General features: G+C 38.4%; 20 protein-coding genes, 3 pseudogenes and 1 riboswitch. Of the genes and pseudogenes, 6 read left to right on the forward strand and 17 right to left on the reverse strand.

Features of this window, described 5'->3' with window-relative positions; translation table 11 throughout:
- Positions 1 to 86: 86 nt before the first annotated feature.
- From GNT69_RS01200 to GNT69_RS01210, 3 genes are all read left to right on the forward strand, one after another.
- The gene (locus tag GNT69_RS01200; protein WP_203553120.1) at positions 87 to 1,571 is read left to right on the forward strand and encodes a processed acidic surface protein; all 1,485 of its coding nucleotides are present in this window, start codon (positions 87 to 89) and stop codon (positions 1,569 to 1,571) included.
- Positions 1,571 to 2,167 carry a class D sortase gene (locus GNT69_RS01205; protein WP_203553121.1) on the forward strand — a complete coding sequence of 199 codons (597 nt, stop codon included), beginning with the start codon at positions 1,571 to 1,573 and terminating at the stop codon, positions 2,165 to 2,167. Before GNT69_RS01200 ends, GNT69_RS01205 begins: the two co-directional genes overlap by 1 nt.
- A 296-nt stretch (positions 2,168 to 2,463) precedes the next feature.
- Positions 2,464 to 3,630, forward strand: coding sequence for an IS256 family transposase (locus tag GNT69_RS01210; RefSeq protein ID WP_203553122.1), 1,167 nt, complete (start codon positions 2,464 to 2,466; stop codon positions 3,628 to 3,630).
- A gap of 412 nt (positions 3,631 to 4,042) precedes the next feature.
- On the opposite strand, the gene thiT is transcribed toward GNT69_RS01210, so the two are convergent.
- Positions 4,043 to 4,633 carry an energy-coupled thiamine transporter ThiT gene (gene thiT / locus GNT69_RS01215; protein ID WP_203553123.1) on the reverse strand — a complete coding sequence of 197 codons (591 nt, stop codon included), beginning with the start codon at positions 4,631 to 4,633 and terminating at the stop codon, positions 4,043 to 4,045.
- Between the two features lie 56 nt (positions 4,634 to 4,689).
- A riboswitch (TPP riboswitch) is annotated at positions 4,690 to 4,788 on the reverse strand.
- Between the two features lie 108 nt (positions 4,789 to 4,896).
- On the reverse strand, positions 4,897 to 5,112 hold the full coding sequence (locus tag GNT69_RS01220; protein WP_343206457.1) for a magnesium chelatase subunit ChlI family protein: 216 nt from the start codon (positions 5,110 to 5,112) through the stop codon (positions 4,897 to 4,899).
- 126 nt (positions 5,113 to 5,238) lie between these two features.
- On the opposite strand from GNT69_RS01220, the gene GNT69_RS01225 reads away from it, so the two are divergent.
- Positions 5,239 to 5,904, forward strand: coding sequence for a CPBP family intramembrane glutamic endopeptidase (locus tag GNT69_RS01225; protein ID WP_203553125.1), 666 nt, complete (start codon positions 5,239 to 5,241; stop codon positions 5,902 to 5,904).
- 62 nt (positions 5,905 to 5,966) lie between these two features.
- Here the strand turns inward: GNT69_RS01225 and GNT69_RS01230 are convergent.
- The 10 genes and pseudogenes from GNT69_RS01230 to GNT69_RS01275 all read right to left on the reverse strand — a co-directional run.
- Positions 5,967 to 6,127, reverse strand: a pseudogene (locus GNT69_RS01230) (IS1595 family transposase); the annotation flags it as partial.
- A gap of 20 nt (positions 6,128 to 6,147) precedes the next feature.
- A pseudogene (locus tag GNT69_RS25350) lies at positions 6,148 to 6,522 on the reverse strand (ATP-binding protein); the annotation flags it as partial.
- A 140-nt stretch (positions 6,523 to 6,662) separates the two neighbouring features.
- The gene (locus GNT69_RS01240; RefSeq protein ID WP_203553126.1) at positions 6,663 to 7,007 is read right to left on the reverse strand and encodes a magnesium chelatase domain-containing protein; all 345 of its coding nucleotides are present in this window, start codon (positions 7,005 to 7,007) and stop codon (positions 6,663 to 6,665) included.
- Between the two features lie 755 nt (positions 7,008 to 7,762).
- Positions 7,763 to 9,058 (reverse strand): RNA-guided endonuclease InsQ/TnpB family protein, encoded by a 1,296-nt coding sequence (locus GNT69_RS01245; protein ID WP_203553127.1) that lies wholly within the window; start codon positions 9,056 to 9,058, stop codon positions 7,763 to 7,765.
- 1,064 nt (positions 9,059 to 10,122) lie between these two features.
- Positions 10,123 to 11,808, reverse strand: a complete 1,686-nt coding sequence (locus tag GNT69_RS01250; RefSeq protein WP_203553128.1) for an ABC transporter permease — start codon at positions 11,806 to 11,808, stop codon at positions 10,123 to 10,125.
- Between the two features lie 34 nt (positions 11,809 to 11,842).
- Positions 11,843 to 12,961 carry an extracellular solute-binding protein gene (locus GNT69_RS01255; RefSeq protein WP_203553129.1) on the reverse strand — a complete coding sequence of 373 codons (1,119 nt, stop codon included), beginning with the start codon at positions 12,959 to 12,961 and terminating at the stop codon, positions 11,843 to 11,845.
- A 251-nt stretch (positions 12,962 to 13,212) separates the two neighbouring features.
- Positions 13,213 to 14,268 carry an ABC transporter ATP-binding protein gene (locus tag GNT69_RS01260; protein WP_203553130.1) on the reverse strand — a complete coding sequence of 352 codons (1,056 nt, stop codon included), beginning with the start codon at positions 14,266 to 14,268 and terminating at the stop codon, positions 13,213 to 13,215.
- A gap of 993 nt (positions 14,269 to 15,261) precedes the next feature.
- Positions 15,262 to 15,449: pseudogene (locus GNT69_RS26125) on the reverse strand (IS91 family transposase); the annotation flags it as partial.
- A 119-nt stretch (positions 15,450 to 15,568) separates the two neighbouring features.
- Entirely contained in the window at positions 15,569 to 16,756 is a 1,188-nt protein-coding gene (locus GNT69_RS01270) for a toxic anion resistance protein (protein WP_203553131.1), read from the reverse strand.
- Entirely contained in the window at positions 16,753 to 17,646 is an 894-nt protein-coding gene (locus GNT69_RS01275; protein WP_203553132.1) for a 5-bromo-4-chloroindolyl phosphate hydrolysis family protein, read from the reverse strand. Before GNT69_RS01275 ends, GNT69_RS01270 begins: the two co-directional genes overlap by 4 nt.
- Positions 17,647 to 18,318: 672 nt before the next feature.
- On the opposite strand from GNT69_RS01275, the gene GNT69_RS01280 reads away from it, so the two are divergent.
- Positions 18,319 to 20,157: a diguanylate cyclase gene (locus GNT69_RS01280; protein ID WP_203553133.1), complete on the forward strand. Its 1,839-nt coding sequence runs from the start codon at positions 18,319 to 18,321 to the stop codon at positions 20,155 to 20,157.
- Between the two features lie 85 nt (positions 20,158 to 20,242).
- On the opposite strand, the gene galU is transcribed toward GNT69_RS01280, so the two are convergent.
- Complete coding sequence (gene galU / locus GNT69_RS01285) at positions 20,243 to 21,130, reverse strand: UTP--glucose-1-phosphate uridylyltransferase GalU (protein WP_203553930.1); 888 nt, start codon at positions 21,128 to 21,130, stop codon at positions 20,243 to 20,245.
- A 277-nt stretch (positions 21,131 to 21,407) separates the two neighbouring features.
- On the opposite strand from galU, the gene GNT69_RS01290 reads away from it, so the two are divergent.
- A complete protein-coding gene (locus GNT69_RS01290) occupies positions 21,408 to 21,584 on the forward strand; it encodes a hypothetical protein (protein WP_203553134.1) in 177 nt (58 codons plus the stop codon).
- A gap of 439 nt (positions 21,585 to 22,023) precedes the next feature.
- On the opposite strand, the gene GNT69_RS01295 is transcribed toward GNT69_RS01290, so the two are convergent.
- The 4 genes from GNT69_RS01295 to GNT69_RS01310 all read right to left on the reverse strand — a co-directional run bounded on the left by GNT69_RS01295 (position 22,024) and on the right by GNT69_RS01310 (position 25,437).
- A complete protein-coding gene (locus GNT69_RS01295; protein WP_203553135.1) occupies positions 22,024 to 22,770 on the reverse strand; it encodes an ABC transporter permease in 747 nt (248 codons plus the stop codon).
- Positions 22,767 to 23,438 carry an ABC transporter ATP-binding protein gene (locus GNT69_RS01300; protein ID WP_239094031.1) on the reverse strand — a complete coding sequence of 224 codons (672 nt, stop codon included), beginning with the start codon at positions 23,436 to 23,438 and terminating at the stop codon, positions 22,767 to 22,769. Before GNT69_RS01300 ends, GNT69_RS01295 begins: the two co-directional genes overlap by 4 nt.
- Before the next feature lie 683 nt (positions 23,439 to 24,121).
- Positions 24,122 to 24,637 (reverse strand): DoxX family protein, encoded by a 516-nt coding sequence (locus GNT69_RS01305; RefSeq protein ID WP_203553137.1) that lies wholly within the window; start codon positions 24,635 to 24,637, stop codon positions 24,122 to 24,124.
- 293 nt (positions 24,638 to 24,930) lie between these two features.
- Positions 24,931 to 25,437 carry a DoxX family protein gene (locus GNT69_RS01310; protein ID WP_203553138.1) on the reverse strand — a complete coding sequence of 169 codons (507 nt, stop codon included), beginning with the start codon at positions 25,435 to 25,437 and terminating at the stop codon, positions 24,931 to 24,933.
- Positions 25,438 to 25,578: the final 141 nt, after the last annotated feature.

Raw genomic sequence — 25,578 nt, forward strand, 5'->3', positions numbered from 1 at the left:
GTAAAATTTACTATTTCAAATTTTACCATATTGATATATAGTATTTTTGTACCAATTACAATTTTATACCATTTGGAGGAATGTATGTGAAGCTTTTTCGCGGTGTTATTTTATCTCTTATTTTAGCGATCGGAGTTTTCCCTTCAGTCGGATTTGCTGTGAGTGCATCAGAGCTAACGACGTTTTTAGAAAAAGAAGGGTTAACCGAGGAGCAGCTGAGTCACCATCTTTCATTTTACTGGGAAACAAGTCTAGAAGACTTTGATTCCATTGAAGAATTAGAGTTCTTTTTAGGTGAAAGAATTACCGATGAAAATTTACAAGAATTATTGAGTTACTACGAGATTGACAGTGAAGAAGAGTTAGTTCAATTGTTGGTTGAAAATGGGGAAATCGAAGCTGGTGAAGATGTTCGAAACGTATTTCTTTACATCGATGCCCTAGATTTTACGGTTGACTTCTATACAGGAGTGGCCATTACCGATGAAAATTTACAACAATTGCTCGATGACTATGGGTTAACGCTTGATGAATTAGTAGCGATTTTAGCAAAAAACGACGATGCCCTTGAGAACTATCAATTTATCGAAGACCTTGAGGTTTCATTACTCTTTTATGAAATACCCATTACCGAAAATAGTTTAAACCAGTTTTTAAATCGTTACGGCCTTACGCTCGATGAACTACAGGCGATTTTAGCAAATAACGGGGTTTCTCTTGAAGATTACGAAACGATTGATGACCTTGAATATGCGCTATTCATGTATGGAATGCCAATTACTGAACAGAGCTTGCAAGAATTGCTTGATTTTTATGAATTAACGAAAGAACAATTGCAGTCATTATTGGCGAAGTACGATGATTCACTTGATCATTATGAGACAATCGATGGACTGTACTTAACTGTCGCGATGTATATGCTTTTAGATGAATCAGACTTTTTGTTTGAAGAACTTGGCATCGGTTTAACGAACCAAGAATTCGTTAACTTAGTAAAACATTTCTTAACGATTGATTTCATGGACCCGGCTTTTGAAGAGAAAATGCTCAATATTGATGCCCGATTATCGGCGCTTGGCGATTTTGAAAGTATCTCTGAATTAACAGAAGCGGAGTTAAACGAATTATTTTCCCTCTATCAAGAAATGCTAGATTTATTCCAGTTAGAGGCGAAATACTATCTAGTAAAAGGTACTGAAAAGAAAGCACTCACTGAATTAGAAGCGTTCATGCTTGAGTCTACTAATGGAGCAAATCTTTTAATCGAATTCTATAATAAAAATGGAAAATTCCTAGCCGACATTCTCCTAACTGCTGACCTGTTCGGCGGAGATTTAATCGACAAAATTGACCAACAATTAGGCACGATTGGAAAAGTTGTCGATCAAGCTCCAAAGGCTACACCAAAAAAAGAAAAGAAGAAAGACAAGAAAAATAGTGAAGTCAGGACAGTGAAAGGCGGAAAATTGCCGAACACAGCTGGGAATTATGCTGAAGGAATAGTAGCAGGGTTTGGCATGATCTTAGTCGGCGCAGCCCTTCTTCGTAGACGCCAGGTGAAGCGTTCATAATGAAAAAACTCACCTTGGTCATTCCGATTATGTTTGTGTTGATCGGGGGATGGCTCGTGCTCAGCAACTTGTCTCCGTTCGTAAAACAAACAAAACCGAGCGGCACGGTGATGGCTGTTGAAGAGGAACCAGAGGAGACGGATACGACATTAGAAAAGCATAGACCGTTGAGCGATGAAGTGCTTTATCCAATCCGCCCTGAGATTGGCGAAGAAATTGGCGAGCTGTATATCCCAAAACTTGATGCACACCTGCCGATTTTTCATGGAACAGATGAAGATGAACTTGAAAAAGGAGTCGGTCATTTTGCTGGCAGTGTTCTTCCAGGCGAAAGAGATAATTCCGTTTTATCTGGTCATCGTGACACGGTTTTTCGCAAGCTTGGCGAAGTCGGTGAAGGAGATTTACTGATTGTCCGTACGTCTGCTGGGGAATTTACGTATAAAGTTTACCAAGTTCGGATTGTTGATGCCGATGATCGTTCAGTCATTGTTCCGAAACCGCGAGCGACCTTAACAGTGACAACGTGCTATCCTTTTAATTTTATCGGTGATGCACCTGATCGATATATTTTAGTCGCGAATCTTGTTAATTAATTGATTTGATTTGCAGCAACAAACCTAAATAGAAGGCTTGTCCTTCATTAAGTAAGTAGCGAAAGTAAAATAAGCGGAGATTTTCCGGTTAAATGCAGAATGGAGCTCGTTTCCGGGGAAATAAGGGGAGATTTTCCGGTTATGCTAATAAAAATCCCCCATTTTCACGTTTATTGAGTGAATAGGCGGAATCCCTGATTAAGTCCATATAATTGTGTAAAAAGAAAAGGGTTCATTTTTATCCCTCTTGGAAACAATGTTTTCAACCACGATAAACAATGAAAAGAGGAATAAGAATGACCCAATTACAGTTTAACCTAGATTTGGAACTTTTAAAAGAATCCGTGATGAGTTCAAACTTAGATACAGTAGTTAAATCCGCCATTATTCTTGTCATGAATGAGTATATGGAGAAAGAAAGAGATGATTATCTAAAGGCTGATGCTTATGAACGCTCTGCGGAGCGTCGTGATTATCGGAATGGCTACTATGAGCGTGAATTAACGATGAGTATCGGTAAAATCAAACTTAAAGTTCCTAGAACTCGGAATGGTGAATTTTCAACTTCCATTTTTGAAAAATATGCACGATGTGATCAGGCATTAGTTCTTTCCATGTTGGAGATGGTAATCAATGGTGTATCTACACGAAAAGTAACACATATTGTGGAACAACTATGTGGTGAAGATTTCTCTAAATCATTTGTTTCTTCTCTTACTCAGAAACTTGATCCTATTGTTAATGATTGGGCAAAAAGGCCCTTGAATCTAATATATTATCCTTTCGTTTTTGTAGATGCCATGTATATTAAAGTGCGTGAACATCACCGTGTCGTTTCAAAAGCTGTTTATATTGCGACTGCAATTACAGAGAATAAAAAAAGGGTAATACTTGGATTAAGTGTAGATCACGCTGAAAGCTTTGAGAGCTGGAGTCGCTTTTTCCAACAACTTAAGTCACGTGGCCTACAATCCCCGAAACTAGTCATCTCTGATGCTCATAAAGGGCTCCAGAAAGCGATTCAACGGGAATTTATTGGGACAAGTTGGCAAAGGTGCAATGTACATTTTAAACGAAATATCATAGCGAAGCTTCCTAAAAAAGACTCAGGCGAAATTCGTATGATGATTAAGCGAACTTTTGAAGCTGTCACTATTGAGGATATGAGAAAGTTTAAAGATGAATTGATGAGCCAGTTTGGAGATAATCCTAAATACGAAGCTGCACTTAATATATTAGATGAAGGGTTCGAAGATACCATTCAATACATGGAGCATCCAGAGGATGTTCGTTGCCATATTCGTAGTACTAATTCACTGGAGCGTTTAAACCAAGAAGTACGTAGAAGAGAAAAAGTAATCCGTATTTTTCCTAATACTCAATCTGCTTTCCGTTTAATTGGGGCTGTTTTAATGCAGTATCAAGATACCGTATATTCGAAACAAAAATCTCTTAAAAAGTAGCTATGTTTAATTTTTAAGGCAACTTCCATTTTTGGATTATTCCATACCCAGTCAAGGCTATCAAAGGAAAACCCGCCTTTGACACCCTTGACTGGGTATGGAGCATAAAACCCATGGAAGTTTCGCTCGAAAAATGTAAAGGGTGGTTGTGTCGTTTAACCCAAAGTAATTACATTTAACTGATATTAATTGAAAACATTGTTTTGTATTTTACACAATATTGAGGACTTGACTGAATCCCTCCGCTTATTTAAGCTATTTTCAATGATTTTTACTAATTAAGCGGAATATTTCCGTCTATTATTGTTAATTGGCAAAGAGCAGGGCAAATTCCAACATGGTTGCCCTGCTTTTTTGCTTTTTGCACCTCAAAAGAGAACCCGTTCCTACAAAATGAAGGTACCTTTTTTTATTATAGTGTGGACGAAATCGCACCTCCGCCTTTTCTCACAATCAATCTTCTTGAAGCCGTAATCAGGAGCACGAGCACGATGGAACAAAGAATAAAGGCTCCGAGCATTGTTCCGCCATTGACAATTAAGGAGTACATAAACGGAGATGTACCTTCTGGTGCATAATGGCCCCAGTAAAGGACACCAGCTACAAAATGCCAAAAATACCTTGCAAGGCTGCCGACAAATGCGGCAATCACAATCCAAATTGCTAAATTCCGTTTGCTTCCTTCGCGTGCCGATTTCTGGATAATTGGATAAAATAGCCCCGCACCCCCAATGAATGCAAAGGCGACAAAATACTCAATTAAAAATTGATCAATTGCCAAAAAGTAAATATCCCCTGTTACCAATTGCAAAAGCCCCCATAAAAATCCGGAAATGAAGCTCATTTTAACACCCCAGCGAAACGCAATGATAAAGATTGGTACCATCGCAAATGAAATCGAGACAGCTGGTGTTACATGAATGGAAGGCAGCAAGTCAAGCACCATCGCAATCGCTGCGAAAAAAGCAGCCTCAATTAATGCGACTAATTTGATATTTTTCATCAAAAAATCCCCTCTCTATTGCATAAGATCGCAAAATACAAGGGGAATTCATAAGGTTTCATTACATTCCACATCCCTGCGCTAGCATTATCTAACAGGTTCTAAGGGTCAGAACGGATGTTCACTCTCAGCTTATCGCTCCCCTTGGGTTTTGCTTTCTATTCTATTTATATCAAACTCATTCTAGTCGAAGGGCGTCGACTAAGCAACTTTTATCATCTTATTGTGGGCGGTACGTTATACTTAGTCCCATTTTTACTTATTTAAAGTTGGGATAGGGCACTCGCTTCAAGAATATGTTTTGTTGTAATTTCGGGTTGCTGATTTAAGCCGGCAATTGTTTGCGCGATTCGTATAATTTTCACTTGTCGACGGTTGCTCCAATCATGTTTAGCAGCAAGCTCACTTAAAAAATGGGGCAAGAAAGCGCATGTCCTTAAATTATTTTTTAAGGCTGTTTTCGTATAGTTTGTTGTTATTAGTCAAAAGTTGAGTTTGAAACCTCAATTAAGAGGAAAATAAAGGATAAAATCCAATCAAAAATAAGAGAAGTGTGATATAAATATTGTATTATATTATTCAAATGTTCTTATTAGGGGGTTTTTATGTATAAAAGATATTGGGGAGTTTTTATAACTTATATTTGTTCTATTTTTTTAGTTTTTTATGTAGTTGCTCCTATATTGATAACCGAATTTGATATACCAAAAGAAAATGCTTTCTTATATGGTAAGTTGATAGTTTCAATTCTAACTGCGATTATTATTTTATTTCTATTAAACCCTGATATAAAAAAGGGAGTATCAAAGGATGCTCTTCCGTTCAAAAAGTCTATAAAGTGGATTATATTAGGATTTTTAATGATAATATTCACTCAAGTAATCGTTGGATTAATTGATATTTATCTACTTAATTCAGATGGTGTCTCTGAACGCACTAAAGCAAAAACTGATAGTTTGGTTACTTTAAGTTTCATCCCATTGCTAATCAACTTAGTAACTACTATTATTTTTGCACCCTTTTTTGAAGAAATTATGTGCAGGAAAATTATTTTTGGTACACTATATACGAAGACTAACTTCTTTATTGCTAGCTTGGTATCTTCAATAGCGTTTGCTGTTCCGCATATGGATTTCAATCACTTATTATCTTATATTGCAACGGGGTTTGTTTTGTCGTTCATCTATGTAAAAACGAAGAGAATAATCGTTTCAATTATAACTCATTCATTTGTAAATGCCTTTGTCTTTTTAGGGGCATTGTTACAATAAAAAACTAATTAGACCAAAAAATATAATATTATGAAATTCGATCTTTTAATTAAGGTCTTTTTTTATTCCATTCTTATTATTTCAACAGTATTATAATTCGATTTTTGACAAGTTGAAATAAGCAGTTGCTCAACTCGATTTTTAAATGCTAAGTTTTTCCAAATTAAAGCCATCGGAACCAGTAGAGGTAGTTATCAAGGTATTTTGTTGCAACTCCTTGGAAACAAATTCAAGTGAGATTTCTCCAGGGCGCGGAAATTGACCGCCACCAATCATTGCATTGCTAGAAGTAGAAAAATGAGGGTAACGAAATGGAGGTTGCGTGTAATCTTCATATTGAAGACCGCTTAATTGATAAATACATAATACTTCAAGGTATTGTTCACGCGACATCGGTGGCAAAATCGAAAGAAACGTTTCAGCGAGCATACTTTTCCCGCAACCCGGTGGACCTGATAGGAGAAAATGGTGTCCTCCAGCTGCGGCAATTTCCAGCGCTCGTTTCGCTTTAGTGTGCCCAATTACTTCCTCAAAGTCAATCTGATATCTTCCTTTTTTAGGAGGAACGGCGTCAAAGTCATATTGTGGAATCGGTTTTCCAGCTAAATGGTGAATCACCTCTTCCAAGGAAGTGATTGGGATTAGCTGAAAATCGGGAAATTCTAGCTTTGGAAAGGTTCGGTCAAATGGGATATAAAGCCGTTTCAACCCAACTTTTTTAGCTGCGAGTACAGCGGGAAGAATCCCTTCTACTGGACCTAGAGTTCCATCCAAAGACAATGAACTAGAAATCCAGTATCTTCTGAGATGTCAGCAGCAATCACGTTCATGCTTTTTAACATGCCAATCGCAATTGGGAGATCAAATAATGGGCCATTTTTCTTCTGTTCTGTCGGGGATAAGTTAATAATGAATTTTTTATGAAAAATGTGATAACCTAGTGAACCAAACGCGGCAGTAATTCTCTCCTTCGATTCATTGACAGAGGCGTCTGGCAGTCCAACAATCTTAATTTTACTTGCACCATTCATTGTCAACACTTCAACTGTAATACGATAGCCTTCTAAGCCTTTTAATCCAACACTTGTAAGATTAGCAGTCAAAACAATACCCCCTATAATTTTTAAAAGTTTTTAGTATTTTTGGAATTAGTGTTTCAATACGGAGTTTTTGGAAGGATAAAGATGTTCAATACGTGAGGATGATCCTGCAGTGGACAAGCTCATTCTATTCGTTTACCGCCATTCTCGTCAATAGACTTTCACATAATGTAACATTTAATAGACACTTAATGTTCACTTGTTTTAACGTACCAGTTTTCATAATATTAAAAATAGAAAGGATGTGTTTTGTTGAAATTGAAGGCTCTCAAAGAATCACCAATTTGAAATTAAAAATTATGAAGGAGACCACTATAATCAAACTACGGCAAGGAAATATCGAATCCTTTGACACAACTAGAGCGAAGCTCCTCCCTCTAAGACAACTACTCAAAAGTCTCGACTTCCACCTTCCACTAGTTTCTTACGTGATTTTTATCAATCCAGAATTCACTTTATATCAAGCTAAAAAAAACTTACCAATCATTTATTCAACACAAGTTCGTCGTTTTTTTAAAGAGCTGAATAAGAAACCAGCTATACTATATGGGAAGCATAGGAAATTAGCAGAAGATTTAATAGCCTTACAACAAAATGAAAACCCTTACAAAATATTACGTCAACAACCCATGACTAAAGTCACGGGCTTGTAAGGTCTTACGACCTTTAGAATTTACAGCGGACAACAAGACTAGTGTCCTGCCCTTCAAACCACGCTAGAGGTACTGTTTGGGTTCCAAGCAACCCGCTTGTATTATTTAAGCCACAACTATTTGTGGCAGAATTTTTTCTTTAGTATAACGTTCTCCATAGTGTTTTAGGTTGAACGCCGAATTAATATCTCGGTCATGATGTGTGCCACAAGAAGGACAATCCCATTCACGAATATCTACATTTCCTTTTAGTGCAGTATTCTTATGACCGCAAGTTGAACATAATTGTGTAGACGCAAAATCTTTCGGTGCTTTGACAAAGTATTTTCCTCGTTGTTTTAGTTTGTATTTTAGATACAGACGGAAATTACCAAAACCATTATCTTGCTGGTTTTTAGCATAATACTTGTTTTGTCCAATCGCACGAAGGTCTAGGTCCTCTACTACAATCATGTCATAACGATTCGCAAGAGCATAGGATTTCTTGTGAAGCCAATCTTTTCGCTGGTTTGCTACTTTGGCTGTCAGTCTTGAAACGACAAGTCGTTGTTTTTCCCAACGATTAGAGCCTTTTACTCTGCGTGATAACACTCGTTGTTCTTTCACTAGACGTTCTTCCATTTCTCGATAATATTGAGGATAATTGGCTTTCTTACCCTCATTGTCTATGAAAAAATGAGATTGAGAATAATCTAGTCCTAGAATACGAGTAGGTGTACCAATGCTTGCAATTTCCATTGGAAATTCAACACAAATAGACACGTCAAATTGCCCTTTCGTGTTCATAGTAACCGTTACATTCTTAATTTTACTGCCTTGTGGTAATGGTCTATGTGTGTTTAGATTTAACCCAACTACTTTCACAGAAGACTTTTGTGCAGTTGGAAGATATAATACTTCATCTTTAATGTAGATATTTCCGTTTTGATTGAATGTAGTATAGCTGGCTTTGCTATCCTTACGAGAATGGAACTTTGGTATTCCTTTTAAATCACGAAATGTCGGTTCTATCCCTAGTGTCTTCTGACGTTTTAAGGCAGATTTCTTGTATTGTTTCTTACATGCAATCTTGTTAAAGGCGGTTATCGCCTTGTTGAAGTGTTGCTTTGCTTCGTTAGAGGCGAATGCGTCTACAAGATATAAGTAAGCCACATTATCATTTACACATTGTTTTTTGAATTCAGATACAGTCGGCATACCCATCTTCTTTAAAGAAGGTAATGGATCGCCAATTTGATAGTTACTCTTTTCCAAATAATCATATAGGTGGGCAACATGTAGGTTATACATTTTTCTGTCTGCACCAAAACACTGTCGTAAATAAGTTTCTACTTCTTGAGAAATAGGGGTAGCGCGATACACATAGCCACGGTTTACTAATTCAAGCATTGGTTTCACCACACTTTCACTCTATTCCGACTCGGAACGTATGTTCCGAATTCACATATAATATACCACAAGGGTATTATTTATATCTAGTAGAAAGTAGGTATATTAAAAATATTTTTTTGATTCTACGAATCAAACGGCAATTCATCACACGACTAAAGTCGCGTGGGTTCTTGCCGAACTTCTAAAAAGGGATCACATGTAGATTTTATCAAAATGGCTATATTACGAATGATGTGTATTTCATTTTTATGAATGACAAGACTACTATTTACGTACCGTACCAGCTTTACATATTGTAGAAAGGTCAAATGGTGGTACCATATCACTTTCTAAAGCCTAGAAAAGATAGGAAGGTTTCCTCTACATATTTGTTTTCCTCTCTATTTTGAGGGCTAGGCAACGTAGATCCCCACTACGTGATTATATCTTCAGCCTTGCTCAAAGATCGAGCACATAGGTCCTCCCTGTGTGACCGAACTTTTTCTCCATTTTCCTAGGATTGGGTGCGTAGAGCTTCGCTATGTAGCCCTGTCTCCCTCGATTTCTTTGGACCGGAAACATAGAGCCCCGCTATGTTACCGAATCCACCTCGCTTTCGCTGGAACGGGTACATAGAGCCCCGCTATGTTACCGCGTCCTCCCTCGCTTTCGCTGGAACGGGTACATAGAGCCCCGCTATGCAACCGATTCACCCTCGCTTTCGCTGGAACGGGCGCATAGAGCCTCGCTATGCAACCGACTCACCCTCGCTTTCGCTGGAACGGGCGCATAGAGCCTTGCTATGGACCCGGCTCCCTCCTCACTTTCACAGGAACGGGTACATAGACCCCAGCTATGTACTCGCATCTCCTTCGCTTTCGCTAGACCAGGTACATAGAGCCCCGCTATGTTACCGAATCCTCCCTCGCTTTCTCTGGACCAGGTACATAGAGCCCCGCCATGCCACCACGTCCTTCTCACTTACTCTGGGCCGGGAACATGAGTATGACAATGCAAAAACTAACAGAACTTTTCTTGTCATTTTATCAAAAAAGGAACTGCTATGTAGCAATTCCTTTTAAAAAGAAGTTTAATTAATATTTTTTCAGTAAATAGCGCAATGGAATTACTGATACGAGAATAATGATTAATGCAGATGGTGCCGCCAGATGATAGATGGCTTCCGATGCTTCATAATACACACGAACCGCTAATGTATCAAATCCTGGTGGCCTAAGCATAAGCGTAGCTGGAAGTTCTTTTATTGAACTGACAAACACAAGCGCTCCACCTGCAAGAATACCAGGTAAGATCGATGGCAAAATCACTTTAAACATGACTTTCCATGGTGGATATCCTAGACTACGCGCCGCCTCATCAATTCGAGGTGAGACAAGACTAAGCGATGCCTCCCCTGCCTGCATTGCTTGCGGCAAAAACCGTACAACAAACGCGAGAGCTACCATATAAAACGTATTGTAAAGAACCGGAATGTGATTGTTAAAGATAAAAACAAAACCTAACGCAACGATCACTCCAGGTAATGCGTACCCTGCATAACTTAACTTATCAATGCCACTTGAGATGAATGATGGATAACGTGATTTCAAATAAATGATAGGCATTGCAAGAATCATACATAGAATCGCTGCAAATCCTGAAACTTTTAAACTATTCCACGCAAAGCCAAAGAACCGATCATCTAATGCTCCCATCCCAATGCCGATGATTGACCAATAAACGAGAACAGCAATTGGTAGAACAACAGATAAGAAAAATACGAGGAGGACATACCCTATCGCTAACGGCTTCCACTTGCCTAGAAATAAAAGATCAGGCTCTCTAAATGTATTCGATGTTTGATAATACTTATGTTTCTTTCTTGTACGAGCTTCAATCCATAAAATAATGATCGTTAACAAAATAAGCACTAAGCTTAAAACAGAAGCAGAAGCCGTATCAAAGCTCGCTCGTTGGAAATAGATCGCTGCAGTAAACGTCACGTAACGAAGCATCGCAATCGCACCAAAATCAGAGAGAACATACAACGAAATCAAGATTGCACCGGCTCCAATGGCAGGACGCAAGAATGGTAAATTGACCTTCCAAAACACTTGAAGTGATGACATCCCTTGTGATCGTGCAACTTCTTCAAAATTGCGGTTCATTTTCCGAAGTGAGGCAGAAGCAATAAGAAAGACATACGGATACGTGAACATCGTTAAGACGAAAAAGATCCCCCAAAACGAATAGATGTTTATAGGATATTGACCAAACGTTTCAACTAGCCACGGGGTATCTCTCCACACATCCCTCACCCAGCCACTCGGACCAAAAACAATAATGTAGGTTACCGCACCTACATAAGGTGGAATGACTAGTGGAACGGCCATTAACCATTGCCACATTTTTCGACCAGGTATGTCGGTACGCACTACGATCCAAGCGAGCGAGACACCAATGACCACAGCACATACGGTTACAGCAAAAGTCAGAGAGAACGTATTCCATAACAATTGAGGAATTCGATCATCTAATAAGCGCATCCAGCGGTCGACTCCTGCAAACATTGAGCGCCACATGACATAAATAATCGGTACAGACATAATTAATGCGACAAAAAGGCCAAAGAGAAGTAAAATTAGTCCCGGTGGATTACCACTCCAACTATCAAACCACTTTCTTCTAAAAAAATGGAGAAGGGTTGGAGAGACCTTCTCTCCAACCTTGGCATTTCGATCATTATTTCGTTCTGGTTGTTGATTTTTACCGTTATGCATAATGCCCTCTCCTACGTTTCTCTCATTTTATCTATTATCGTAAATCAAGATCGAGCCCTGATTTTTCAATTAACTCTTTCGTATCTTCAAAATAGTTCCCTAATTCTTTAATAGGCATATCTTGAACTTTTAACTCACTAAACTCTACAATATGTGGTTCCACTTCTGCTGGATATTCCGCTCCATATTGAGAATTAATTAATTGCTCTAGCGACTCCCCTACAAACGCTACTTGGTTTTCAGGTAATAACACCCACTCAAGGAAAGCATGTGCGTTTGCTTCATTTGGTCCGTTCGTTACAAGACCAACACCTGCAGCATTTGCAATCACTCCCATTTGTCCGTCCTCTTGATCAAGGTAAATAAACCCTACGTTATTATCTTGAGGCTCTAGCAGTTGTTGATGGAAGTAATAGTTGTTCACTAAACCAAATGCATGTTCACCAGCCCCGACTGCTCGACGAATATCACCATGTCCTTGATATATCCCTGCTGCATGTTCTTTAATCGCTTCTATCCATTCAGCCGTTTTCTCATCGCCCCACTCATAACGAAGTGCTGATACGTGCCCAATCATACCACCGTTACCACCGCGAGTAATCGCATAGCCATTTTCAACTTCAGCCCATTTTGGGTCAAATAAATCTTCCATACTTTTTGGCATTTCTTCTTCTGTAATCATGTCTTTATTATAAATAAATCCACGTGATCTAGCAGAAATGGCAAAATACGCATTATCGTCAGCACGGAACTCTGCTGGGATCGTCTCAATTCCTTCAGGATTAGATGCTGTTAAATACCCTTCTTTATGCAAATATCCTAGTGCACCAAGATCATTTGAAATATAAATATCTGCTTGTACATTTCCTGCTTCTTCTACAATTTGAAGAGGTTCAGCTCCGTGAAGTGCTAATACTTCAATCCCAGTTTCTTTTTCGAATTTTTCTAAAAGTGGTTGGACAAAATTTTCATTACGTGATGAATAGACGACTAGTTGTCCTTCAAGTTTTCCCACTTCTTCATTTTGCTCTTCTTCTCCTGTTGTCACTTCTGGCTCTGACTCTGTTTCTTCTTGGTTACCACAAGCTACTACAACAAACATAAGTGCTAATGTCATAATAGCATATACGAGTAACTTTAACGATTTTTTCATAAATATCCCCCTATTATTATGTAATTTATCTCGATAATGATAATCATTATCATTCATAACTATACTTCGAAGTATAGTGCAATTGATAATCATTGTCAATACAATATTATGAGAAAAATCATCGTTTTTTTATGGTAATGCTTACTAATCTTTTATCCACCTAACCATATAAAAAAGCCTGCTATATATACAGATTGAAAGGCTGCCTGACAGCTTTCTATATGTATGTAAAAGCAGACACGATAAATGTATTAATTCACTATTGCTACTAACTCTGGTGTAATATCGAATGATATCGTGCTTCCTACCTGAATATCTTGCTCGACCGGTGCATAAATAACCATCGTTTCACTAGCAAGTTGATCAGATTGTAATCGTACATGAAGCTCCTGGTATTCACCACTATATGTCACACGTTCAACCGTTCCTGCATAACGCCCCTTATCAGTAAGACGACAACCTTCAGGACGAATTGAAATCATCACACTATCTACTGGTTGATCGGTTTTTTTCGGCAGGCAGACACGGCCGATATGCGTATCAACATGTTTTAAATCTGGACATAATCTTCCGGAAATTAAGTTCGTTTTCCCAACGAACTGGGCCACGAAACAATTAGATGGACATCGGTACATTTCTTTTGGCGTGGCAATTTGCTGAATGACTCCTTCATTCATCACAACAACACGATCGGAAACAGCAAACGCATCTTTTTGGTCATGTGTCACGATAATAGCTGTTGCATTTGCTTTCCTTAAAATCGTTGTCACATCATAACGCATTTTTTCTCTTAGGCCAGCATCAAGGTTACTAAATGGCTCATCCATTAAAATGACCTTTGGGTGTGGCGCTAGTGCACGAGCAAGTGCGACACGCTGTTGCTGTCCACCAGACAGTTCACTCGGCATACGTTTGCCATAACTGCCAAGCCCAACTAATTCAAGAACCTCCTCAGCACGTTTTTTCTTTTCGAGAGGCTTCCATTTATTTAAACCAAACGTAACATTCTTTTCAATTGTTAAATGAGGAAATAAGGCGTAATCTTGAAACACCATCCCGATTCCTCTTTTCTCTGGAGGTAAAGCATGGCGGCTGTCATACACGATTTCATCACCGATACGAATACTACCTGAAGTAGGTTGCTCAAAGCCTGCTAACATTCTAAGCGTCGTCGTCTTCCCACATCCACTTGGTCCTAATAACGTGATAATTTCCCCTTCTAGAATGTCTAAGTTTAATTCTTTTACTGCAGGTGTAGCTGATTTAGGATAATATTTCGTAACTTGATTAAATTGAATAAAACTCATAGCTAACCCTCCGATGCACTCCACTCTATTTATTGAGAATGATATTCATTATTAATTTTAGCATAGTAGATTAGTAGCGTCAATATTCTCAAAGTAATACATAAAGGCATCATTAAAGGAAGCACTACTGGTTTTTTCCGTAATTCTCGCACTATCGAGAAGCAGGTACATACAGCCCCACTATGGCACCGCGTCCACCTTCCTTGCTTTGGTCCGGGAACGTAGAACTCCGATACGTGACCAGACAGTCCAAAAGTCCCACTTTAAGAAAAACCGGGCAAAAACCACCCGGTCCTTTTATCCAATGTTATATATTCTAGTTAAATTAACGTTTCTTCGAGGGTTATAAGGGAAAACCGCAAAATGTTCACAGGAGGACATGAATGATTTTTTAAAAAATAAGCGGGCCACCTACATAGTTCTCTATGATTAATTAACAACTCATTTGATTGTGAAATGGAGGCTTTTTATTCCCAGTACTCGAATTAAAAAGATGGATCGTTCATAGATAGGTTATATTTTTTTGCTAGTACTTGGATTAACCGTGATTTTAAGGCTAGTTTATTGCTAGTACTTGGATTAAACCGGTTTTGGGCCGTTTTTTATTGCTAGTACTTGGATTATATCGACCTTCTGACCTCATTTTATTGCTAGTACTCGGATTAACCCTTCATTTTACAGCGTTTTATTACGAGTACTAGCAATATATCACGGGAATTTGGTGTTTTTAATACGAGTACTTGGATAAAAAAACGCGTTACCAGCATTATCGGTTAAAAAGCCTACAAATCTCTTCGGTCAAATGTCCATAAAAATGACCTCTTCCGGAAAAACCAAAAAAAATTATCCGTGCTTTTCCCCAGTACTCGGATTAAAATTCCCGATGGCAAAACTAACAAACGCTTAAGCAACTTGACCTTGAATGGCTGAACGTAGACTCATTTTATGCCAAGAAACATGTCTCTTAACCCTTCATCAGCCCATCCTCAGTTAGTCTTCGCTTTCACCAACAGAACAAGTTGTGCAGAAACGACTATTACATCGATATGGAACTTTTCGAACATCAAGACAACCTTCACAAACAAAAGCCTTAATATCCCCACATCACCCTTGATTACACCGTGTTTTCTTTTGAAAGCTTCCCAATGTTGGTGTTTGTCGAAAAATGTTAGTCTCCATATAACGAAAAGACCACAGCACGAATGACTGTGGTAGACCTAAAATTATATACTTATCTTTTAAAAAAAGAGTTCGTAAGCACCTTCTGAATGCTTCGGAACTCCCCCAGTTTTAATGGAAATTAATCTCCTTTTATTTCTAGCAATTTCAGTCTTAACTCGTTCTCCATCGTTGCTAATTCTTGTTCGGCTTGGCGACGTTTCGTGCGTCCTTCTTCTTGGATGCGCATCGTCTCTTCTAAAGTGGTAATTAAGTCTTCTTGCGTTTTCTTTAATGTCTCGATATCGACGAGGCCACGCTCATTTTCCTTAGCTGTTTCAATTGTATTACTTTTTAGCATCTCAGCATTTTTTAACAAAAGTTCATTTGTTGTTTTAGACACTTGCTTTTGCGCTTCAACAGCATGACGTTGTCTAATTAAAGTTAATGCGATTGCTACTTGATTTTTCCAAAGTGGGATGGCCGTCATGATTGATGATTGAATTTTTTCGACTAAAGCTTGGTTCGTATTTTGAATCAAACGAATTTGTGGTGCACTTTGAATCGTAATTTCCCGGCTTAATTTTAAATCGTGTAGACGTTTATCTAGACGGTCTGCAAATTGAATCATATCGTTCACTTCTTGGAACTTCATTTGGTCATTCGTTGCTTGTGCTTGCTGTTTTAGCGCTGGAATCGTTTGATTATTCAGTTCTTCTAACTTTATTTCTCCGGCAGCGATGTAAATATTTAACGCATTAAAATATTCTTTGTTATTTTCGTACAGTTTTTCTAGCATGGTAATATCCGATAATAACACATTTTTGCTGCGATCGAGTTTGACGCTAATCCGGTCAATTTGCGCACTCGTCTTCTGATATTTTGATAACATTTCTTGCACAGACCTCGTAAGTTTTCCAAATACGCGACCGAAAAATGATGGTTTATCTTGTTTAAGATCATCCGGGCTAACTTCTTTCAATCGCTTCATTAAATCATTGATAATTTCCCCGACTTCGCCGACGTCTTGTTTTTGAACATGTTCGAGCATCGAATGGGAAAAATTAAGTAATTTCCCCTGTGCTTGTGTGCCGTATGTGATCATCGCCTGATGGTTTTTCGGATCGATTTGTTCTGCAAGTTGATAAGCTTTTTCCTTATTTTCTTCTGGGATGACATCAATCAACTTTACTGGTTTTGCAGCATGAGTTTCAGATTCCTTCACTGGCTGAAGTTCCAATTCGGGTGTAGACTCTCCAAATGGACTTGTCAAGAGCTCATCCATTATGTTGTCGGTGTTCTTCAATAAATCCGGATTTTTTTCGCTCATTCATCAAACCTCCTATACTCGTCTTTATCTTTTGTTTCACGGGTCATCTTTACTGTTTCTTTTTCATTGATGTTTGTATTGATAAAATACTTTGGACCGGGCGAGTCCATTTGCTTTTCTTCAGACTTTATTTTATCCGTAGCTGGTATCGATTTCCATTCGGTTGTCTGCGGATTTTTTTCGTCTTTTCGTTCTTTTGCACTCATTCGCTGGTCAGTAGCTTTATTTGTGGACGGTTTAATTCCTTTATGGGTCCTGGTGATCCTTGTTCCGCGCACCGTATTTATTGAGTTTTTCGCCACATCTATCTCAAAATTGAGATCATCAATGTCTCCCTCGAGGACTTTATATAAATCATTCTCAACTAATTTTCCCATCTCTTTCAATGTCTCGCGCGTGTCGTATAAGGAATTCTCTAATTCTCGATTCCTTTTCGGTTGTGCGGAAAGAAAGGCATACTTTTCGGATAACTCCAAAACAGAGTCTAAATGGGAAAAGTAAAACCGTTCAGCTAAGTAAAAGCGCTTCGGTTCTTTTTTCGTTAACGTATAAATTTTTCGAATGACCCGAACGAGTTCCATTCTTTCTTTTAATGACGGGAGATGGCGAATTGAAAATAATGTTTTTTGTAGGCGAGCAACTTTTGGCTTCGCTTCATCAAGGTTCTGTTTAATATAGCGATATTCTTTTCGCGTAATCGCATTTTTCTTAAGAAAACGATGATTGGAGTAAAAAGAAACAAGTCCATATACGAGAGCCCCACCTGCCAATGAAATCCCGGATGCCATGAGAAACGTTTGGTTGAATGCAAAATAGCTTAACAGCCAAACCGTTACTGCAGTAGGAACGGTTATAACCGTTCGAATGAGAAAAGAAAGAAACGGGTGCATTGTTATCGACTCCTTACGTGTGTTCCTTCATATTTATACGATTAAAAGGGAAGCAATGTTTCGTTTTGAGAAGCATATTTTTTAATTAGGCCTGCCCAAAAAAAGACGAGTATCATTACCCGTACCATTTCTCTTCCTATTATAAAGCGAAACTGAAGCTTTTTCATAAATTAACAATACATGATTCTTTTTGATTTTTCCATAAGGGGAACTTTAACCATTTAAAACGGCGACCGTTCTTTCTGTTATTTTTTGAAATTATAACTATATTATGACAACTTTTAAAAAGGATTGTAAAAATTTGTTTATCTATTATTATAAATATAGAAAAGTTTACCATTTTCATTTTGACTATATACTTTATTATATTCTCTCAGATAGGTGATCGCTTCATTTGGTTTTTGACGGAATCATTTTATCGTTTATCGTCGGTTTTTTACCTAGTTAATCTGCGATAAAAAGGTGTTACATAACTCAATGAATCCAGAAGGAGTGAACTTCGATGAAAAAAGAGCAAAAACGTAAGGGAATTAAGGTCACTAATGTTATAATGAATACAATTATTCTTGGCTCAGTCATTATTGCATTAACATCAGGTTTTAAAATATGGTATTGATTATGGGAGGAGTTTTTTTAAACTTCTCCTTACCTTTGTATTGTGAGTGATTGCTGATGTCGACTCTTAAAAATCAAATCAAATTTTACATTTCTTCAATCTCGCTATTTGGGATTGTTCTATTTCTTCTATCTATTAATCTCGAAAGCTTTTCCCATCCATTATGGGTGATGATTTTCGCATTAAGCGGAACAGTCGTATTACTTAATTATAACCACATCCAGCTTCCCCCTAAAGGGAATACACTCTCAATGGATTCTTCCGTATTTTTAGCCAGTCTATTTTTATTTGGAGTGAATGTAACCTTATTTGTCTTATTTTTAAACACAGCGATTTTAACCTTTTCACAACGTAGCAGTATTTGGTGGAAGCATGTACTAAATTTCTCCATCTACTCTTTTATGATTATTCTTTCTTACCATGTCTTTATACTCACTGGAGGCGAAGTTGGCAATGTTCATCTTACGGACCTCATACCTTATATTTCCTCGCTGAGTGTTTATTTTATCGTAAATGCGGTTTTAGTTGGAGTTTATTTCCTATTAGCTGAGTCAGAAAATTTAATTACCGTGCTAAAAGGGATGGTAGGCGATACGCTAACTACATATGCTAGTACATTATTATTATCGCTTGTCCTCGTCATTCTTATTAGTTCACATAATTTATTCGGATTATTTCTGTTTGTTTGCGTTTCGATTTTATTATCGCAAGCGTTTAAGAAACATTTTGAACTTTATAAAGGGGTCGCTGCTAAAGCGTCTAAAGATTTTTTAACGGGCTTGAATAATCACGGTTACTTTAAAGAATTATTAGATCAGGAATTAGTAAAAGCACGAGAAAGTGAACAAGCCTTGAATGTCGCAATCTTAGATATCGATGATTTTAAAAAATATAATGATTTGCATGGGCATATCCAAGGCGACCAGCTCTTGAAGGAATTTGGCGCATTATTAAAGGAAGAGACGGAACAGAATGATTTTATTGTCGCTCGATATGGCGGAGAAGAGTTTTCAATCATCATGCCGAAAACCTCGCAAACGGAGGCGTTAGCCTTTATCAATCGGCTTCGAAAAAAGACGAACGATACTCATTTTGAAGGAGTAAAAGTATTGCCCTACGGCTGCCTTTCGTTTTCAGCTGGGATTGCTGAATTAGATAAGGAGACGTATAGCACTTCTGAATTGTTGAACAAAGCAGATATAGCATTGTACAGTGTGAAAGAACAAGGAAAGAACATGGTTCGCGTATATAATAAGGATGTGGATTATTCTACACAAAAGACAGTCCATCTTGAAAAGGAATTAGCGGCAGCAGAGCAGCAGTTAAAACTTTTCCTTTCAAAGGATGTACACACCTATCGTCATAGCAAACGTGTCTTCCAATATGCGATTGATTTTTCGAAAGTGCTAAAGTTGAATGAAAGTGAACGGAAAACGCTCATCCTCGGCGCTCTTGTCCACGATATTGGGAAAATTGAGATTCCACGGGAACTTTTAAATAAAACGAGTGAGCTTGAACCACATGAATGGGAACTGATGAAAAAACATGTCACATGGGGAAAGGAAATCATCTCCATAAACAAACAGCTTGAGAATGTGATTCCACTTGTCGAGCTCCATCATGAGCGCTATGACGGCAATGGCTACCCTTATGGGATAGAGGGGGAAAGCATCCCTAAATTGGCGCGCATCTTATCTATTATTGACTCTTTTGATGCGATGACGACCGAACGGCCTTATCAAAAGACAAAATCATTTCAAGAGGCTTTCGTAGAATTAAGAGATTGTGCGGGAACGCAATTTGATGCAAGTTTCGTTGAACCTTTTATTCACATGATTGAAATGAATTACGGGTTAAATGGAAACCAGGTTGAATTTACAAATGAAACGAGCTGAAGACCGAATCCAAAAGAAAAAGCACGAAATCCTCGCTATTGGAGGAACTTCATGCTTTTTTTACGTGGTTTCTTTGACTCGATTATTAACTTGTTTTTGAATGCTGAGCGAGCTTCTTCTCCATAAAAGCTAATAATTCATCGCGTAAGTCTGGGCGTTGCAAGGCGAATTCGATTGTCGTTTCGATAAAACCTTGTTTTTCCCCAACATCATAGCGATTTCCTTCAAATTCATAGGCAAATACTCGTTGGATTTTATTTAATTTTTGAATCGCATCGGTTAATTGAATTTCATTTCCGGCGCCCATTTCATGTTCATCTAAAAACATAAAAATTTCTGGGTTTAATATGTAGCGGCCGATTATGGCTAAATTGGAAGGTGCTGTTCCAGGTGCTGGTTTTTCAATAAAATTTTGAACTTGATAGATTCGTTCATCGCCATCATCAATTGGATCAATGACTCCATAACGTTGTGTCTCACTCTCATGTACTTTTTTGACTGCAAGGACGGAGGAAAAGCGCTTATTATACTCATCCATCAACTGTGCTAGACACGGGACTTCCGATTGTACGATGTCATCTCCTAATAAAACAGCAAATGGCTCATCGCCAATAAACTTTCGCGCACACCAAATCGCGTGCCCTAATCCCTTCGGTTCTTTTTGGCGGATATAGTGAATATCAATCATAGTAGAAATGCTATGAATGGTTTCCAGCAATTCAAATTTCTGCTTTTCCATCAAATTGTTTTCAAGCTCCATCGCATGATCGAAATGATCTTCAATCGCCCGTTTTCCTTTTCCTGTTACAATGATGAGATCTTCAATCCCGGACGCAATCGCTTCTTCAACAATATATTGAATCGTCGGTTTGTCGACAATCGGAAGCATTTCTTTCGGCATCGCCTTCGTTGCTGGCAAGAACCTTGTTCCTAATCCAGCTGCTGGAATAATCGCTTTTCGAACCTTTTGCACCATCTCATCCCCCTTTAATCTGCACATCTCTCTTATGTTTCATTTTATCTCAGAATTCTTAGTTTAAGAAGTCATTAAATTATAAATTTTCCGTCTTTTATATTTGTATTCATAATGAAAGGTGTATTAGATGTGAATTTTTATTTTTTTAAGTTGTCGTGCGATTTATTTCCCAAACTGAGTTATAAAAATATTTCTCCCTCTCTGCTTGCCCAGATCGTCACCAAAAATGAAATTCTGTATAAACTGGAATAAAGGTGTTAAAGGGGTGGAAATAATGCTACTTGAATTAACCCTTTATCTTCTAATTGGCTTCCTTGGCTTGTTAGCTTTCAAAGCACAGTCTCCAAGAGTCTTCATTAGCGACCTCCGTTTTGTCCTTTGTTGGCCATACTATTTTCTATTAAAATATGTCGAATCGATTGATGATGCGAAACGGAATAGCCGCAGATGAAAAATCATTATTTCGACATAACAAAAAGCTCTATTTTCGTTAATAGAGCTTGATTTTCTTCTGTAAAAAACCGCAGACAAAACTGATACAACCCACATTTTAAGCAATATAACGAGTACTTCAATAATACATGGTGGAAAAATATGCCTTTTATGGAGTAAAGTTGTGATTTTGTAGAGTAAACGTGTAAAACCGTAGAATATATGGGTTAAACCGTAGAATATATGGGTCAAACCGTAGAATAACGTGTTCGTTTCGTAGAGTACTTGGATAGAACGGACAAAAAGATTGATCAAACCGTACAAAATCTATGAAAAACTGAACAAAAGTGCAAGCTCATTGGTCAGCCCCGGAGCTGGATCCACACCTTGAACATTTTATAAGTTGCTAAACAATAAAAAAAAGCCCAGCACCACAATGGCTGGACTCCTCTTACTATTCATTTTAGCATTTGCATGCGTTCATTGAATAAGGTTGGATAGGAAAGAAAACCGAGAAGAACACTAGTGACCGCCGCTGTTGTAAGGAGCAAGAATAGGATAAGCAACTGAAACTGGACTGCTAGAACCGGATCGGCTCCAGCAATAATTTGGCCGCTCATCATTCCTGGCAACTGGACAAGACCAACCGTTTTTTGGCTCTCAATTGTCGGAATCATGCTCGCTTTAATTGATGAGATGAGCTGAGTATGAATCGCTTGTTTTGGTGTACCCCCGAGCGATAGAATCAGCTCCGTTTGATCCTCATTTGCTTCAACTTCTGCAGTGAACCGGTTTAGGAAAAGGATGGCTAGCACCATGGAATTGCCAATCACCATGCCGCTGATGGAAATGATGTATTGGGCCTCTGGCGGCGTTATTCCAAAGCCTAACAAAATGCTCTGCGTTAACACTTCAACAAATACTAATGTAACAGCCACTTTCCATGTAATGCCTCGAATTTTCGCCCCTTTTTTTCGGGCATTTTGCGTTGCGGCCACAATCATTAAAGTCACCATTAGAAAAATAAACAAATAGCTTTCTGAGTCAAAGACGAATTGCAGAACATACCCGATGATGAGCAACTGAATGATGGAACGAACAGTCGCGATGACAGTATCTTTTTCAAGTCCTAAGCGCAATGTTTTTGATAAGACGAGAGGAATGAGAACAAAGATTAATGTAAGCGATAATGTGAGCAAATTCATTCTTCTTCCCCTTTCACAAAGTGGTTGACTCTTTCATTCGTCGGCGATTTTAATAGCTCACTTTCTCCTGTTTCGACCAGTTCTCCTTCCATCATGACCCATGTGTAATTCCCAACTGTCAGTGCTTGCTGTAAATTATGAGTAATCCAAATGAAAGTGACTCCGTATTTCTCATTGATTTTTACAATCAGCTCCTGAATTTCCTGTGTGGAGGTTCGATCAAGTGAAGAAGTGATTTCATCGAGCAATAAAATTTGCGGACGATTCACCAATGTTCGCGCAATCGATACTTTTTGCCGTTGCCCTCCAGACAAATCCTTAATGTTTCGGTCGAGATAGTCGGGCGCTAAGCCGACATCATTTAATAATTCTTCGCCCTCTTGCTTAGCTAGTTTTTTCCCTTGCAACTCGAGGGGCAAATTTAAGTTGTCCAATACACTGCCATTTACCATTGGCGCACTTTGAAGAGCGATTCCGACCAAACGGCGTAACTCCACTGGTTGATACGTATCGATGTTTTTATTTTTAATAAAAATTTCTCCTGAACTTGGCGAACGTAAGCCGTTGCAGAGCTTAAGGAGAGTCGACTTTCTCGCTCCGGAAGGGCCAACTAGCGTCGTTATCTTTCCCTCGGGAAACGACCCGGTAATTTCTGTTAAAATTTGCATTCCATCAACAGAATAACTCACGTTTTGAAAATGGATTGCAGGTTCATATTGGTGTACCACTACTTCACATCCTAGTATACATATTCTATGTATTGATCATATCTATTCTAATTATCACAAATACTTGTTGCAACTTATTACCGACAAAAGTCAAAAAGCTTGCTGAGTGTTCTCTGCAAGCTTTTTATCGGGATGATGGTAGAGTTTTTGTGTTGGTGCACAGATTGTTAAATAATTGAGATTCTCAAATTCTGTTTCTACCTTTTTTCATGATGTTATTCTCTTCTAGTTGTCTGAAGCTTGTCTAAGATGTTTAGCTATTCTAGCTGTGGTGCTGATCGATGGTGTTATTCTTCTTTTCACGTGCTAGCCTGACTTTGATGTTATTCTCTTCTAGTTGTCTGAAGCTTGTCTAAGATGTTTAGCTATTCTAGTTGCGGTGTTGATCGATGATGTTATTCTTCTTTTTACGTGCTAGCCTGACTTTGATGTTATTCTCTTCTAGATGTCTGAAGCTTGTCTATGATGTTTATCTATTCTAGATGCGGTGCTGATCGATGATGTTATTCTTCTTTTCATGCGTTAGCCTGACTTTGATGTTATTCTCTGCAAGTTGGATATGATTCCTATGATGACGAGGTTTCAATCAAGCTGTTATTCTACTGTTTTTTGTCTACTGGATGTTATGCTGTTTCTTTCACAGGTACGTCTACGTTTTTATTTAACGTTTTGCGAAGGAATGGCATCACATAGCGGTCTAAGCCGATGCGGCCTGCGTTGTAGCCTGCGAATAAGATGATTCCGCCTAATAGCACATCCATCGGATTCGAAGAAACGGTACCAGCAAACATGAAGCTGAAGTTCATCAAAAGACCGAAGAACGCTGCAGCCGTTGTAAAGCAGCCAAGAATTAACCCTAAGCCTACAAGAAACTCACCCATTGGAATCATAAAGTTGAACAAGCCAATATTCGGAAGTGCAAAGGCTTCTAGGAATGAAACATACCAGCCGTAAACCATTGTTCCGTCTGAACCCATGACCGGATTGGCCACTGCATTATTTAAATATCCAGCTGCATTAAAGCCATCACCAGTCAATTTTCCCCAGCCAGCTGTCATCCAGTGGAAGCCAAGATATAAACGAAGAACAGTTAGAACACCGGCAGCAATTTTGTTTTCTCTTAAAAATTTAGCAAACATAAGGACCTCTCCTTTTCGAAAGAAATGATTTAAATGATTGATTAATAAGTACACTCTTACTATATCAGATACCACCGTAAAAACAGTGAGTATGCTAACAAGTTCACAAATCGTCCAAAACATATTGACGTTTTTTTGTCAGTTACAAAAAACACAAACCTCAATGGGAATAGATGCCAAAAATTAGGGGGAATCAAAAAAATATCCTGCTGGGAATTCCCTACAGGATTTTGGTGTATTTTAGAAGGGTGAAGGGAGGTGTTTCACTATTGGTACATTGCAAGAAAAAAGACTTAGTTGACTACTGGGTCTTTCTCTTTAGTGAAACCTGTTCGGAGATAAGGAACGACCCAACGATCTAAGCCATAGCGACCTGCGTTGTAGCCGGCAAATAAAATAATTCCACCTAAAAGGATGTCCATCGGATTGGATGAAACGGTACCAGCAAACATGAAGCTAAAGTTCATTAACAGACCGAAAAACGCTGCGGCTGTTGTTAAACAACCAAGAATTAAACCTAAACCGACGAGAAATTCACCTATCGGGATAAGAAAGTTGAATACCCCGAGGTTCGGCAAAGCAAATCTTTCGAGAAAACCAACATACCAGCCATATACCGGCGCTCCATCAGGTCCTGTTACCGGATTGGCCACCGCATTTTGCAGATAACCTGTTGCATCAAAGCCACCACCTGCCAACTTTCCCCATCCTACCGTTAACCAATGAAACCCTAAATACAAACGAAGCACAGTTAAAATTCCAGCAGCAATATTGCTTTTCCTCAACCAGTTAGCAAACATAAAAAACAACACTCCTTTCGCTTAAAAATTATCCTTCCCTTTTTTTCGCGTACATATGTAAACCTTTGGGAGAACCTGTAGTGAATTGTTATATTAAAATGTGGGGGTACAATAGCCACTGTACCACAGCAACATACACTA

It is taken from the genome of Bacillus sp. B15-48, assembly GCF_016879755.1.
Taxonomy (GTDB): domain Bacteria; phylum Bacillota; class Bacilli; order Bacillales; family Cytobacillaceae; genus Mesobacillus_B.

Bases quoted from the DNA above. Each gene is read 5' to 3' on its own strand.
- GNT69_RS01205 (WP_203553121.1), top strand. From the start codon at position 1,571: ATGAAAAAACTCACCTTGGTCATTCCGATTATGTTTGTGTTGATCGGG.
- GNT69_RS01210 (WP_203553122.1), top strand. From the start codon at position 2,464: ATGACCCAATTACAGTTTAACCTAGATTTGGAACTTTTAAAAGAATCC.
- thiT (WP_203553123.1), bottom strand. From the start codon at position 4,633: ATGAAAAATATCAAATTAGTCGCATTAATTGAGGCTGCTTTTTTCGCA.
- GNT69_RS01225 (WP_203553125.1), top strand. From the start codon at position 5,239: ATGTATAAAAGATATTGGGGAGTTTTTATAACTTATATTTGTTCTATT.
- GNT69_RS01250 (WP_203553128.1), bottom strand. From the start codon at position 11,808: ATGCATAACGGTAAAAATCAACAACCAGAACGAAATAATGATCGAAAT.
- GNT69_RS01255 (WP_203553129.1), bottom strand. From the start codon at position 12,961: ATGAAAAAATCGTTAAAGTTACTCGTATATGCTATTATGACATTAGCA.
- GNT69_RS01260 (WP_203553130.1), bottom strand. From the start codon at position 14,268: ATGAGTTTTATTCAATTTAATCAAGTTACGAAATATTATCCTAAATCA.
- GNT69_RS01270 (WP_203553131.1), bottom strand. From the start codon at position 16,756: ATGAGCGAAAAAAATCCGGATTTATTGAAGAACACCGACAACATAATG.
- GNT69_RS01275 (WP_203553132.1), bottom strand. From the start codon at position 17,646: ATGCACCCGTTTCTTTCTTTTCTCATTCGAACGGTTATAACCGTTCCT.
- GNT69_RS01280 (WP_203553133.1), top strand. From the start codon at position 18,319: ATGTCGACTCTTAAAAATCAAATCAAATTTTACATTTCTTCAATCTCG.
- GNT69_RS01290 (WP_203553134.1), top strand. From the start codon at position 21,408: ATGCTACTTGAATTAACCCTTTATCTTCTAATTGGCTTCCTTGGCTTG.
- GNT69_RS01295 (WP_203553135.1), bottom strand. From the start codon at position 22,770: ATGAATTTGCTCACATTATCGCTTACATTAATCTTTGTTCTCATTCCT.
- GNT69_RS01300 (WP_239094031.1), bottom strand. From the start codon at position 23,438: ATGCAAATTTTAACAGAAATTACCGGGTCGTTTCCCGAGGGAAAGATA.
- GNT69_RS01305 (WP_203553137.1), bottom strand. From the start codon at position 24,637: ATGTTTGCTAAATTTTTAAGAGAAAACAAAATTGCTGCCGGTGTTCTA.
- GNT69_RS01310 (WP_203553138.1), bottom strand. From the start codon at position 25,437: ATGTTTGCTAACTGGTTGAGGAAAAGCAATATTGCTGCTGGAATTTTA.